This is a genomic window from Microbacterium sp. USHLN272, from assembly GCF_037149655.1.
Lineage (GTDB): Bacteria > Actinomycetota > Actinomycetes > Actinomycetales > Microbacteriaceae > Microbacterium > Microbacterium galbinum.
Window position 1 is genome coordinate 2246297 of record NZ_JBBCRA010000001.1, and the last position, 11788, is coordinate 2258084.

Below are 11788 nucleotides of genomic sequence, written 5' to 3' on the forward strand. Positions count from 1 at the left end.
GCGTACGCTTTTCTACTGTGGAGAGTGCGGAGATTCCGCAGACCGGGGGGTCATCATGACGACAGCTGCCATTGCCAGGGACCTGGCCGGATTTCTGGTTCCGATCGGATGGATCGGCGCGGCGATCGCCGTCGTCTGCGCGATCGTGGCGGGGGCCGCGATCGCTCGCGGTGCCGGTGGGCTCAGCGGCGGAGCGGTCGGGGTGTGGATTCCCGCGGCGCTCCTGAGCTCCACGGCATCGTTCGCCCACCAGTGGCTGCCCCTCATCATCTCGGGCGCGGCCCTGGGGGCGATGCTCGTGCTCGGCGGCATCGTGCGCGCGATCATCAGCGCCGCCGACAACGGGCGCATGACGCGCAGCGCGGCACGAGCGGCAGCGGTGGTCGAGGCGGCGCAGCCCGCCCCGGCCACGACCACGATCCGGGTTCCGGCGCGTGCGCCGAGCACCGCGACCGGCGCGATCGCCGTCGTGCGCTGAGTCCCGTGCGCTGAGTTCCGGCAGTTCACCGGTCTCAGCGGTAGTCGCGCTCCCAGTGCTGCCCGGCCGAATCTCCGGCCTCGACGCGCGCGGCCTCGCGGGCCCGCAGTTCGACGCGGCGGATCTTGCCCGAGATCGTCTTGGGCAGCTCGTCCACGAACTCGATGACCCGCACCCAGAGGTGCGACGACAGACGCTCGTTCGCGTAGGCGAAGATCGAGCGCGCGGCCTCGCCGTCGGCCGCGGCATCCGCCGTCAGGCAGACGTACGCCTTCGGCACCGACAGGCGCGTCGGGTCGGGGCTGGGCACGACCGCCGCCTCGATCACGAGGTCGTGCTCGAGCAGCACCGACTCGAGTTCGAACGGGGAGATCTTGTAATCGGATGCCTTGAACACGTCGTCGGCGCGCCCGATGTAGGTGAGATACCCCTCGTCGTCGCGCACGGCGATGTCGCCGGTGTGGTGGTAGCCGCCGACGCGGGTTTCCGCGGTCTTCTCGGGGTCGTCGTAGTACCCGGCCATGAGCCCCAGCGGCGGCTGCGACAGGTCGAGCGCGATCTCGCCCTCGCTCGCCCCGTCGACGACCTCGCCGGTCACCGGGTCGAGCAGCACCACCGGGTACCCGGGCAGCGGCCGCCCCATCGAGCCGACCTTCACGGGCTGGCCGGGCGAGTTGCCCACGCAGCAGGTCATCTCGGTCTGCCCGAAGCCGTCGCGGATGGTTCCCCCCCACGCGTCGCGCACGCGGTCGATGACCTCGGGGTTGAGCGGTTCTCCGGCGCCGACGAGCTCGCGCGGCGGGTGGGTGAGGCGGGCGAGGTCGGCCTGGATGAGCATCCGCCACACCGTCGGCGGCGCGCAGAACGTGCTCACGTGGTGGGTGTCCATGACCTGCATGAGGGTGTTCGCATCGAAGCGCGCGTAGTTGTAGACGAACACGGTCGCCTCGGCGAGGAACGGCGAGTAGAAGCTCGACCACGCGTGCTTCGCCCAGCCCGGCGACGAGATGTTGAGGTGCACGTCGTCGGGGCGCACGCCCAGCCACCACATGGTCGACAGGTGCCCGATCGGGTACGAGACGTGGGTGTGCTGCACGAGCTTCGGACGGTTGGTGGTGCCCGAGGTGAAGTACAGCAGCGAGGTGTCGGTGGCGGGCGTCGGGCCGTCGGGCTCGAAGACCGTCGGGGCATCCGCCGAGTCGGCGAATGGCTCCCAGCCCGCCGGGATGCCGTCGCCGATGCCGATGCGCAGGATGCCGTCGTCGATGTCTGCGAGACGGTCGCCGAGGGTGCCGAGCGTGACGACCGCGCGGGCGCGGCCGTGATCGATCCGGTAGGCGAGGTCGGATGCGGACAGCAGCGTCGAGGTCGGGATCGACACCGCGCCGATCTTGGTGATCGCGAGCATCACCTCCCACAGCTCGATCGTGTTGCCGAGCATCACGATCAGGTGGTCGCCGCGACGGATGCCGAGACCGGTCAGCCACGCGGCGACCTGGTCGGACCGGCGGGAGAGTTCGCCGTAGGTCCACGAGCGCAGCGAGAGGTCGGCCTCGACGATCTGAACCGCGGGGCGGTCGGGCGCCTCGCCGGCGACGACGTCGAACCACTCGAGCGCGAAGTTGAACTCGTCGACCTGCGGCCACGCGAACCCTGCGCGGGCGGCGTCGTAGTCGGTCGCGTTCGCGAACAGGAAGTCGCGCATCTCGCGGATGGTCTGCGTGGCGGCGGTGGCACTGCGGGTCATGCGTTCCATCCTCGCGCAGGTGCGTCGGTCTCGTCGCGCGAATGGCTGATTCCGGAACGAGCCGATGCCGCCGCTAGCGCGCGAGCAGCCCGGCGCCGTCGCGTAGCTCGAACACCAACTGCGTCTCGGTGCCGCGCACGACCGGATGCACGGTGATGTGCTCGAGCACGATGTCGCGCAGCGCCGTCGCGTCCTCGACGGCGACGTGCACGAGGAAGTCGTCGACCCCGGCGACGTGGAAGACCTGGAGCACGCGCGGCACGCTCGCGAGCGCATCGAACAGCGCGGTGACGGTGGGGCCGGTGTGGTTGGCGAGGCGCACCTTGATGATCGCCTGCAACGGATAGCCGACGGATGCCTCGTCGAGGCGGATCCGGGTGTCGCGGATGATCCCGCGCTCGCGCAGCGCCCGCACGCGGTGCGCGCAGGTCGACTCGGCGAGGTTCAGGCGGTGGGCGAGCGCCTTGTTCGTGATGTCGGCCTCGCGGGTGAGCACGGCGAGCAACGCGAGGTCGGTCTCGTCGAGCGGCGATCCTGGGGGTTTGGGCAACGTCGGGTCCTCCTCGGCATCCGTTGTTGCTCAGAATAGCGAGATCAGCATGATCTGCGGCGGATGCTGTCGATTCTCACCGTCCACGCCGCGATTCGCGCAACATGGAGGGATGACCGCCCCGCTGCATCCCGACACCGTCGCCGTCCACAGCGGCCGCTCCGACCTCGCGGATCTCGGAGTGCACGCGCTGCCGATCGACCTGTCGACCACGAACCCACTGCCCGACGTCGAGCGCGGCGGCGACTCCTACGAGGCGATGGCGACCGGTGGGCGCCCGCCCGCCGACGGCAGCCTCGTCTACGCGCGCCTGTGGAACCCGACCGTCGCCCGCTTCGAAGAGGCGCTCGCCGAGATGGAGCACGCCGAGGCGTCCGTCGCCTTCGGGTCGGGCATGGCGGCGATGACCGCCGTGATCCTCGCGCACACCAATGCGGTCGGCAAGCGCCACGTCGTCGCGGTGCGCCCGCTCTACGGCGGCACCGACCATCTGCTCGGCTCGGGGCTGCTCGGCGCCGAGGTCACCTACTGCCATCCGCACGAGGTGGCGGGCAGCATCCGTCCCGACACCGGCCTCGTGGTGCTCGAGACACCCGCCAATCCCACGCTCGACATCGCCGACATCGCCGAGGTCGTGGGGCAGGCGGGCGAGGTGCCGGTCGTCGTCGACAACACGTTCGCGACACCGATCCTGCAGAACCCGATCGATCTCGGTGCGGCGATGTCGCTGCACAGCGCGACCAAGTACCTGGGAGGGCACGGCGATGTGATCGCCGGAGTCGTGGCCTGCGGCGAGGAGACCGCCGAAGCGCTGCGACGCGTACGCGCCGTGACGGGTGGCCTGCTCCACCCGCTCGGCGCGTACCTGCTGCACCGCGGGCTCGCGACACTGCCCGTGCGCATGCAGCGCCAGCAGGAGAACGCCCGCCGCATCGTGTCGTGGCTGCTCGACCGGCCCGAGATCGCCGAGGTCTTCTACCCCGGGCTCGACGGCGACCCGCACGGCATCCTCGACCGTCAGATGCGCGGCACCGGGGCGATGATCGCGATGCGGATGCAGGGCGGGTATGCCGCGGCATCCGCCGTCGCCTCGGGCACCACGCTCTTCACCCACGCGGTTTCGCTCGGCGGTGTCGACTCGCTCATCCAGCACCCCGCCGCGCTCACGCACCGACCGGTGCCGGCCGAGGCGCGCCCTGCCGCCGACGTGCTGCGCCTGTCGATCGGACTCGAGGATGCCGACGACCTGATCGCCGACCTCGCGACCGCGTTCGCCGGGCTCGCGCCCGCCGCTCAGAGCTTGGGCAGGATGACCGTTCCGGTCGAGAGCCGCTCGGTGGGCATCCGGTCGCGGTTGTAGGTGATGTCGCGGTAGCCGTGCGGGGTCGGGTTGCCGTCCTCGTCGAGGCTCACGAACACGATCTTCTCGATCGTGAGGATGCGCTTGCGCGTGATCATGTTGCGCGCGACGGCCCGCATGGTCAGCGAGGTGCGGCCGAAGTGCGTGGCCGTCAGGCCGATCTCGATCAGGTCGCCCTGCACGGCGGAGGCCTCGAAGTTGATCTCCGAGATCAGCTTCGTCACCGCCCGGTAGTTGCCGAGCTGCACGATCGCGTAGATCGCTGCCTCCTCATCGATCCACTTCAGCAGGCTCCCGCCGAACAGAGACCCGTTGGCGTTGAGGTCCTCCGGGCGCACCCACTTGCGGGTGCGGAAGTTGATGCCGTCCTCGGACCACGAGTTCGCTTCATGCTTGGCCATGCCTCCAGCCTAGGAACCGCGTGAGTCGGCGGTGTTACGCGCCGTGAAGGGGCCCTCTGCCCAGGGCGGATCGGCCGAGGGCAGATTCCGGCGTGCGCGAGGGGCGACCGGCGGATGCTGGGGGCATGAGCGAAGAGAACCCCCTCCCGCAGTTCGGGCCCGAGGCCCGACGCGCCCTGTTCCACGAACGCGTCCTGGTGCTCGACGGCGCCCTCGACGACGACAACGGCACGCTGCTGATGACGCAGCTGCTCACCCTCTCGGCCGAGGACGCCGCGACCGACATCGCCCTCTGGATCCACTCGCCCGGCGGCTCCGTGCCGTCGATGCTCGCGATCCGCGACATCATGCGGCTCATCCCCAACGACGTCTCGACCCTCGCGCTCGGGCTGGCGTGCAGCGCCGGGCAGTTCCTGCTCTCGGCGGGTGCCGCGGGCAAGCGTCGGGCGCTGCCGCACGCGCGCATCCTCATGCATCAGGGTTCGGCGGGGATCGGCGGATCGGCGGGTGAGATCGAGACGCAGGCCGACGACCTCCGCCACATGCGCGACACGGTGCTCGGACTCATCTCCGACGACACCGGGCAGACCCGCGAGCGCATCTTCGAGGACTCGCTGCACGACCGCTGGTACACGGCCGAGCAGGCGCGCGGCTACGGCTTCATCGACGAGATCGTGTCATCGCTCACCGACGTGATGCCGCGTCGACGTGCGCGGGTCGGACTGGGGGCGGGCGCATGAGCGGCTACACGATCCCGAACGTGATCGCGCAGCATCCGCGGGGCGAGCGCGTCATGGACGTGTACTCGCACCTGCTCGCCGAGCGCGTCATCTACCTCGGCACCGGCATCGACGCGGGCGTCGCGAACGCGCTGATCGCCCAGCTGCTGCACCTCGACGCCGACAGCCCCGAGAGCGCGATCCAGTTCTACATCAACAGCGAAGGCGGCGATCCGGGGGCGGCGCTCGCGATATACGACACCATGCAGCACATCCGCCCGAGCATCGCGACGACGTGCGTGGGCCAGGCGATCGGACCCGCCGCCCTGCTCGTCGCCGCCGGAGCACCGGGGGAGCGTGCCGCACTCGCGCACGCCCGACTGGTGCTGCACCAGCCGGCAGGGCGGTCGCGCGGGGCGATCCCCGACCTGATCCTCGCGGCCGACGAGGTCGTGCGGGTGCGCTCCGACATGGAGGAGATCCTCGCCCGGCACAGCGGCCGCACGGCCCGGGAGCTGCGTGCCGACACCGACCGCGACCGCGTGTTCACGGCATCCGCCGCCCAGGCCTACGGACTGATCGACACGGTGCTGGGGGAACGGGGGTAAGGGGGTAGGGCGGGCCCTTCGACAGGCTCAGGGACCCAGGCTTGTTGGGCCACCACCCTGGGTCGCTGAGCTTGTCGAAGCGCCCCAGCCCCCGGGAAAGTCAGGCCGCGAGGGCGAAGACCGATGCACGAGCGGATGCCGGCACCGACGCCGTGCGCAGCTCATCGGCCACCGCGCTGGTGAGCTCGATGAGGCTGGTGTCGAGTGCGCCGGCGATCGCCGCGATCATCTCGCTCGACGGCTCCTTGCGCCCGCGCTCGACCTCCGAGAGGTACTGGGGTGAGACGCCCGCGGTGTCGGCGGTCTCGGTGAGGGTCTCACCGCGGTCGTGGCGGCGTCGGCGCAACTGCTCGCCGAGAAGGTGGCGCCACAGCGGCTCGGGGTCGCTCGGGCGGGGCGTGCGTGGGAAGGGGACGATGTCGGCCATGCCTCACGGTACGACGCACGGTTCCCGGGCATCCATCGTTTCTGCTCAGAGCAGAACTCGCCGGAGGTGGCTCGCCGCGGCGACGCGGTGCCCTACAGCGCCGCCGTCACCCCGGGCAGCAGCTTCGTGAGGATGCCGGCGAGCTGACCGCGTTCCTCGTCGGTGAGCGGGTCGAGCACGAGTTCGCGGATCTGCTCGACGTGCACGGGGGCCGCCTCGCGCAACAGGTCGCGCCCGGCAGGGGTGAGGGCTGCGGAGAGCGTGCGCTTGTCGGCGCCGCACGACGTGCGTTCGACCCAGCCGCGCTCCTCGAGAGAGTCGATCGCGTGGCTCAGGCGCGACCGGCTGAGCCCTGCGATGCGGGCGAGCTCGGTCATGGTGGTCGCCCCGCCATCGATCTGCCCGGCGAGCATGATGAGGATCGCGTACCGCGCGTGGTTGAGCCCGACCTCGTCCTTCAGCGCGCGATCGAGCACCTGCGGCAGCAGCTGCACGAAGCGGATGACCGGCAGCCACGTCTGCATCTCGGCGTCGTCGAGCCGGCGCGGGTGCCGCACGGCATCCGTCTGTCCGTCGATCCGCGCGTCCATGCTCACGCCGCCGAGAGGTCGATGGTGTGCGCGGTGTGGTCGCGCTTGGCCTCGAGGTAGCGGGTGTTCGCCTCCGAGAGGTGCACCCCGGTGGGCACGTGCTCGGTCACGCGGATGCCGAGGTCCTCGAGCTGGCGCGCCTTGTCGGGGTTGTTGCTGAGCAGGCGGATGCCGTCGACGCCGACCGCCGCGAGCATCTGAGCGGCGACGGTGTAGTCGCGCTCGTCCTCACCGCGACCGAGGGCGACGTTCGCCTCGTAGGTGTCGAGGCCGGAGTCCTGCAGCGCGTAGGCGTCGAGCTTGGCGTAGAGGCCGATGCCGCGACCCTCCTGGCGGAGGTACAGAAGGAAGCCGCCCTCGTCGGCGATGCGTTCGACGGCCTCGCGCAGCTGGGGGCCGCAGTCGCAGCGCTGCGAACCGAAGACGTCTCCGGTGAGGCACTCGCTGTGCGGGCGCACGAGGGGGGCGGGTCCGCCGTCGGCTGCACGGTCGAGTGCCGCGCGCCAGTCGCCGAGACCGAGGAGCAGGTGCTCGCGTCCGTCGACGAGGCCGTCGAAGGTGACGACGTCGGCGGTGGTGGAGTACCCGTCGGCGAAGGCCATCGGTACGCGCACGCGGGTCCGCTCGGAGGCGAGAGGAACCACGGTTGAACTTTCAATCATGTGGGGTAGAACGCGGCGCGGCCGGGTCTATTCCCGGGACTCCTCGGGTGACGGCGCCCGGTCCCGCCGCCGCACGAACTTCAGCTCGCTCGCGAGGATGCCGAGCACCACGAGTCCGCCGCCGACCAGGGCGAGGGCGGGCAGGCGCTCACCGGCAATGCGCCCGATCACGCCCGCCCAGACCGGTTCACCCGCGTAGATGATCGTCGCGCGCGTGGGGGAGACCGACTTCTGCGCCCAGTTCATCGTGAGCTGGATGAGGCAGCTCGCCGCGCCCAGCCCGACCGCGCACACGACCCACACCCACGAGAACGCAGGGAACCCCTCGCCGACCAGAGGCATCGTCAGCAGTCCGAGCACGCCCGCCGTCAGCAGCTGCACGATCGTGATGCGTCCGAGGTCGATGCGCCCGGCGAACACGCTGATGAGGATGATCTCGGCCGCGATCGGCAGAGTGCTGATCATCGTGGCGATCTCGCCGGCGCCGAGGGTGAGAGAGAACGCGTCGGGTCCGGCGATCAGCACGAGCCCGACGAACGCGAGCGCCGCCCCGACGAACGCCATCGCGGGCGGGCGTTTGCGGAACACCGCCCACTGCGCGAGCGGCACCAGCGGCACGTACATCGCGGTGATGAAGGCGGAGGTGCTGGAGTCGATCGTCTGCAGTCCGACGGTCTGCAGGCCGTAGCCGAGATAGATCATGATGCCGATCGCGACGCCGGCGCCGATGTCCCGCCAGCGGATGCCGCGCAGCACACGGTGGAAGATGACGACGCTGATCAGTCCCGCCACGAGGAAGCGCAGCCCCACGAAGAACCACGGGCCGGAGTGCTGCATCGCCCAGTGAACGAGCAGGAAGGTGCTGCCCCAAACTGCGGTGATCGCGATGAGGGCGGCCTCCTGCGGGCGGAAGCGCATCCAGCGCAGACGAGTGGGCATCGCGGGGCCCTTTCTCGACGGCTGCCTCATCGAGGATAGCGCCGAGCGGGATGCCGGAAGATCACGAAGAATGTCGGCTCCGAGCGGATGCATCGAACGCGTCGGTAGCCTCGCTGCATGAGCAACTTCGTGAGCCCCGACGAACTGAGCGACCTGCGCGAGCAGGGTGCCCCCGTGCGCGTGATCGACGTGCGCTGGCGGCTCGACCGCCCCGACGGGCACGCGGAGTATCTCGAGGGCCACATCCCGGGCGCCGTGTACGTGCCGCTCGACTCCGAGCTCGCGACGCACGGCGAGGCCTCCGAGGGGCGGCACCCGCTGCCGTCGACCGAGACCCTGCAGCGGGCGGTGCGCCGCTGGGGTGTGCACGACGGCGATCTGGTCGTCGCCTACGACGATGCGAAGGGCCTCGCCGCTGCGCGGGCGTGGTGGCTGCTGCGCCAGGCGGGCGTCGACGTGCACGTGCTCGAGGGCGGCATCCGCGGATGGATCGCCGCCGGGCACGACGTCGACACGGCCGATGAGTCGCCCGAGGAGGGCACCGCGGAGCTCCGCGAGATCGGCGACGACGCCCTGTCGATCGACGAGGCGGCGGCGTTCCCGGCATCCGGGGTGCTGCTCGACGTGCGCGCTCCCGAGCGCTACCGCGGTGAGACCGAGCCCCTCGACCCGATCGCCGGGCACATCCCCGGCGCCGTCAACCTCCCCACGATGCTGCACCTCGACGCCGACGGACGCATCCTCGACGCCGCGACCGTGCGCGCGAACCTGGCCACCGTCGGCATCGCCGAGGGCACCCGCGTCGCGGCGTACTGCGGCTCGGGCGTCACCGCCGCGCACACGGCGCTCGTGCTCGACGAGGTCGGCATCGATGCGAAGGTCTTCCCCGGTTCGTGGAGCCAGTGGTCGAACACGCCGGGGCGTCCGGTCGCGACGGGCGATCAGCCCGGCTGACCCGACGGATCCGATTCGGGTTCGCGCTCGCCGAAGCCCCAGCGCAGCAGCAGCGCGCCCGGCCCGAACGCGCGGCGCACCTGGTGGATCGATGTGCCCGACTCCAGCGTCACCGGCGTCGCCGTCTGACTCTGCGGAGTGTCGACCTGCTCCTCGAACCAGTCCGGCAGCGCTTCGGGATGGAACCTCGTCCACACCAGCAGTTCGCGGCACTGGCGCGCGACGGCGTGCCCGGTCTCGAGCTGCGGCGGGTACCCCGGCGGATACGACACCGACCACTCGACCATCGCCGTGTTCGGCGCCGTGAGCGGTGCGTCGAGCTCGAACAGCACGCCGTGCACCTCGCCGTTGGGGTGCGAGTAGCGATTCGCGATGCGACCCCCGAAGTCGGCGGCGAACTCCGGCGCCGGAGTGGGGATGCCGGGGGTGAGCTCGAGGAACGGGATCGCCGTGATGGTGCCGATCGTCGACTGCACGATGCTGCGCGTGCGACTCTGCACGACGTGCCCCTCGATCCCGACGTCCGTCACCGAGTGCGTCGTCAGCTCGCGCGAGGTGTCGGGGTACTCGGCACCGAGCGCCGCGAAGGCCTCCTTCACGGCTTCTTCGATGGCGTGCTCGTCGATCGGGAAGAGGTTCGGTCCGAGCGGCCCCGTTCGCGACGACCGCAGCAGCCCGGTCAGCGCACCGCGGTCGAGGTGCAGGAGCTCCTCGATATCGGCGACCGCGGCCAGCGACTGTGCGCCCTCCGGATGCCGCGCCCCCGAGCGCCAGTAGCTCAACGTCGCCATCGACACCTGGTTTCCGCGGGCGCGCAGACGCTCCTGCACCCACGACAGCGTCACGCGGCGCGCGTTGATCGCATCCCTGAACGCGGCGGGGAAGCCGGGCCCGTTCGAGGGCTTCAGAAAATCTTCACTCTCCATCACAGACCCCCTCCGGTATGTGAAGAACTGCTGTTTAGAGTGAGCTTACGACCGCACGAGGCCACCCCTGGGGACCTGGGTGACGAAGTGGGGTCGACGTGATCGTCTCGACGCAGGCAGGGTGCCCGACCTTGCGGAGGATGATCGGGCGCAGCGATGCCCCCGTGCTGCGTAGTCGTGGGGCCCGATGATCGATCTGGGGAGATCCATCGGGCCCCGCGAACAGCCCCCGTCCTTCCGCCCCGGCGCCCCCGCGTAGACTGGGAGCACAACCCCGGAGGACTCTGGATCTTCATGTCTGCCCCTTCCCGCACCTTCACCGTGCGCAACGTGCAACTGCTGCGCGCGCTGTTCGCCGCCGTCGCCGCCCTCATGATCACGTTCTCGTCCGATCACTCCGCGGCGGTGGGTCTCTCGGTCTTCAGCGGCTTCGCGATCGCGACGGCCCTCGTGATGCTGCTGTCGGTGTGGTTGGTGTTCCCCGCGGGGTCGCGGTGGCCCGCCGTCGTGGTCGGCCTGCTCAGCGTTGCGGCCGGCATGGCGACCGGCATCCCCGTGTGGCGCACGAATGACGTCTTCTTCATCGTCGTCGGCGCCTGGGCGCTCGCGACGGGTCTGACCGAACTGCTCGCCGGCATCCGCGCTCGCCGTATCGGCACGGACCCGACGGCTCGTGACTCCATCATCATCGGGTCGTTCGGCATCCTGCTCGCCGTGCTGCTCTGGGTGATCCCCGCCGGCTTCACCCACGACTACACGATCAAGGAAGCGGGCACCTTCGAGCTGACCGGCATCATCCTCGGGGTCGGGATGCTCGGCGGCTACGCCGCGCTCGTCGCCGTCTTCCTCGGCATCGCCGGACTCACGCCCCAGAAGGCGGATGCCGTCGCCCCGGCATCCGTTCCCGCCGAGAGCGGAGACGCCCGATGAGCGAAGAGAAGCCCACCCGCCGCGACATCCTGCGGCCGCTGCACCTGTTGGGCATCGCCCTCGCGTGCGGTGTGTTCGCGATGATCGTGACGCTCGTCTCGACCGGTGCTTTCACGGCCCGCGTGAACACCGCGATCGCGAACGGCAGCTACGAGGGCCTCACCCCGGTGATGCTGGGACTGGTCGTCGGCGGCGGTGCGTTCATCGTGACGCTGCTCATGCTGGCGATGCTGATCCTGGCCGTCGATCCGGCCGACGTCACCAAGACGGTCGACCGTCCGGTGCTCTACGACCCCGAGTCCGACGACGACGGCACTGCCGCGGGCGACGCCCGCACCGACCGCACGGAATAGTCCTGCCGGCGGCGTGCCCGCCTGGCGCGTGTCATAAATCAGGAAAACCGTGGCCGCCGAGTGGGGTCACCCGCGGAATCCCGCGGACCCGCCGATCGCAGTCGACCGTTCTTCCTGAATTGGTGCACGCGCGTGCGCGAGCCG

At 70.5% G+C, this 11788-nt stretch carries 15 protein-coding genes; 7 read left to right on the forward strand and 8 right to left on the reverse strand.

The features are described 5' to 3' along the window. Positions 1-55: 55 nt before the first annotated feature. Positions 56-478: a hypothetical protein gene (locus WFJ97_RS10815; RefSeq protein ID WP_247624176.1), complete on the forward strand. Its 423-nt coding sequence runs from the start codon at positions 56-58 to the stop codon at positions 476-478. Positions 479-512: 34 nt separating this feature from the next. Here the strand turns inward: WFJ97_RS10815 and WFJ97_RS10820 are convergent, their stop codons facing one another. Both WFJ97_RS10820 and WFJ97_RS10825 read right to left on the reverse strand, forming a co-directional pair. After that, a complete protein-coding gene (locus WFJ97_RS10820) occupies positions 513-2225 on the reverse strand; it encodes an AMP-binding protein (protein ID WP_336641489.1) in 1713 nt (570 codons plus the stop codon). Positions 2226-2298: 73 nt separating this feature from the next. Continuing rightward, positions 2299-2775 carry an Lrp/AsnC family transcriptional regulator gene (locus tag WFJ97_RS10825; RefSeq protein ID WP_247633524.1) on the reverse strand — a complete coding sequence of 159 codons (477 nt, stop codon included), beginning with the start codon at positions 2773-2775 and terminating at the stop codon, positions 2299-2301. 112 nt (positions 2776-2887) lie between these two features. Between WFJ97_RS10825 and WFJ97_RS10830 the strand changes: the two genes are divergently transcribed. Beyond that, on the forward strand, positions 2888-4135 hold the full coding sequence (locus WFJ97_RS10830; protein ID WP_247633525.1) for a trans-sulfuration enzyme family protein: 1248 nt from the start codon (positions 2888-2890) through the stop codon (positions 4133-4135). Here WFJ97_RS10830 and WFJ97_RS10835 read toward each other — a convergent pair. Then, positions 4069-4536, reverse strand: a complete 468-nt coding sequence (locus WFJ97_RS10835) for an acyl-CoA thioesterase (protein WP_247633526.1) — start codon at positions 4534-4536, stop codon at positions 4069-4071. The genes WFJ97_RS10830 and WFJ97_RS10835 overlap by 67 nt on opposite strands. A 125-nt stretch (positions 4537-4661) precedes the next feature. On the opposite strand from WFJ97_RS10835, the gene WFJ97_RS10840 reads away from it, so the two are divergent. Continuing rightward, positions 4662-5276: a ClpP family protease gene (locus WFJ97_RS10840; protein WP_336641490.1), complete on the forward strand. Its 615-nt coding sequence runs from the start codon at positions 4662-4664 to the stop codon at positions 5274-5276. Then, entirely contained in the window at positions 5273-5863 is a 591-nt protein-coding gene (locus WFJ97_RS10845) for a ClpP family protease (protein ID WP_336641491.1), read from the forward strand. Before WFJ97_RS10840 ends, WFJ97_RS10845 begins: the two co-directional genes overlap by 4 nt. Positions 5864-5963: 100 nt before the next feature. Here WFJ97_RS10845 and WFJ97_RS10850 read toward each other — a convergent pair whose 3' ends face one another. From WFJ97_RS10850 to WFJ97_RS10865, 4 genes are all read right to left on the reverse strand, one after another. Then, positions 5964-6290: a helix-turn-helix domain-containing protein gene (locus tag WFJ97_RS10850; RefSeq protein WP_247624183.1), complete on the reverse strand. Its 327-nt coding sequence runs from the start codon at positions 6288-6290 to the stop codon at positions 5964-5966. Positions 6291-6382: 92 nt separating this feature from the next. Further along, positions 6383-6880, reverse strand: coding sequence for a MarR family winged helix-turn-helix transcriptional regulator (locus tag WFJ97_RS10855; RefSeq protein WP_247957171.1), 498 nt, complete (start codon positions 6878-6880; stop codon positions 6383-6385). Positions 6881-6882: 2 nt separating this feature from the next. Next, complete coding sequence (locus WFJ97_RS10860; RefSeq protein WP_247633531.1) at positions 6883-7542, reverse strand: GTP cyclohydrolase II; 660 nt, start codon at positions 7540-7542, stop codon at positions 6883-6885. 27 nt (positions 7543-7569) lie between these two features. Further along, complete coding sequence (locus WFJ97_RS10865; RefSeq protein WP_336641492.1) at positions 7570-8481, reverse strand: DMT family transporter; 912 nt, start codon at positions 8479-8481, stop codon at positions 7570-7572. 117 nt (positions 8482-8598) lie between these two features. Between WFJ97_RS10865 and WFJ97_RS10870 the strand changes: the two genes are divergently transcribed. Continuing rightward, entirely contained in the window at positions 8599-9435 is an 837-nt protein-coding gene (locus WFJ97_RS10870) for a sulfurtransferase (protein WP_336641493.1), read from the forward strand. On the opposite strand, the gene WFJ97_RS10875 is transcribed toward WFJ97_RS10870, so the two are convergent. Next, positions 9423-10361: a hypothetical protein gene (locus WFJ97_RS10875; protein WP_281731256.1), complete on the reverse strand. Its 939-nt coding sequence runs from the start codon at positions 10359-10361 to the stop codon at positions 9423-9425. The genes WFJ97_RS10870 and WFJ97_RS10875 overlap by 13 nt on opposite strands. A gap of 294 nt (positions 10362-10655) precedes the next feature. Here WFJ97_RS10875 and WFJ97_RS10880 point away from each other — a divergent pair, with 294 nt between their 5' ends. Both WFJ97_RS10880 and WFJ97_RS10885 read left to right on the forward strand, forming a co-directional pair. Further along, complete coding sequence (locus WFJ97_RS10880; protein ID WP_336641494.1) at positions 10656-11291, forward strand: acyl-CoA synthetase; 636 nt, start codon at positions 10656-10658, stop codon at positions 11289-11291. Next, the gene (locus tag WFJ97_RS10885) at positions 11288-11644 is read left to right on the forward strand and encodes a hypothetical protein (RefSeq protein WP_336641495.1); all 357 of its coding nucleotides are present in this window, start codon (positions 11288-11290) and stop codon (positions 11642-11644) included. Before WFJ97_RS10880 ends, WFJ97_RS10885 begins: the two co-directional genes overlap by 4 nt. The last annotated feature ends 144 nt before the right edge of the window (positions 11645-11788 follow it).

Coding starts and splice junctions, on each gene's coding strand:
- WFJ97_RS10850 (WP_247624183.1), bottom strand. CDS start 6,290: ATGGCCGACATCGTCCCCTTCCCACGCACGCCCCGCCCGAGCGACCCC.
- WFJ97_RS10865 (WP_336641492.1), bottom strand. CDS start 8,481: ATGCCCACTCGTCTGCGCTGGATGCGCTTCCGCCCGCAGGAGGCCGCC.
- WFJ97_RS10875 (WP_281731256.1), bottom strand. CDS start 10,361: ATGGAGAGTGAAGATTTTCTGAAGCCCTCGAACGGGCCCGGCTTCCCC.
- WFJ97_RS10880 (WP_336641494.1), top strand. CDS start 10,656: ATGTCTGCCCCTTCCCGCACCTTCACCGTGCGCAACGTGCAACTGCTG.
- WFJ97_RS10885 (WP_336641495.1), top strand. CDS start 11,288: ATGAGCGAAGAGAAGCCCACCCGCCGCGACATCCTGCGGCCGCTGCAC.
- WFJ97_RS10870 (WP_336641493.1), top strand. CDS start 8,599: ATGAGCAACTTCGTGAGCCCCGACGAACTGAGCGACCTGCGCGAGCAG.
- WFJ97_RS10815 (WP_247624176.1), top strand. CDS start 56: ATGACGACAGCTGCCATTGCCAGGGACCTGGCCGGATTTCTGGTTCCG.
- WFJ97_RS10835 (WP_247633526.1), bottom strand. CDS start 4,536: ATGGCCAAGCATGAAGCGAACTCGTGGTCCGAGGACGGCATCAACTTC.
- WFJ97_RS10830 (WP_247633525.1), top strand. CDS start 2,888: ATGACCGCCCCGCTGCATCCCGACACCGTCGCCGTCCACAGCGGCCGC.
- WFJ97_RS10855 (WP_247957171.1), bottom strand. CDS start 6,880: ATGGACGCGCGGATCGACGGACAGACGGATGCCGTGCGGCACCCGCGC.
- WFJ97_RS10820 (WP_336641489.1), bottom strand. CDS start 2,225: ATGACCCGCAGTGCCACCGCCGCCACGCAGACCATCCGCGAGATGCGC.
- WFJ97_RS10860 (WP_247633531.1), bottom strand. CDS start 7,542: ATGATTGAAAGTTCAACCGTGGTTCCTCTCGCCTCCGAGCGGACCCGC.
- WFJ97_RS10845 (WP_336641491.1), top strand. CDS start 5,273: ATGAGCGGCTACACGATCCCGAACGTGATCGCGCAGCATCCGCGGGGC.
- WFJ97_RS10840 (WP_336641490.1), top strand. CDS start 4,662: ATGAGCGAAGAGAACCCCCTCCCGCAGTTCGGGCCCGAGGCCCGACGC.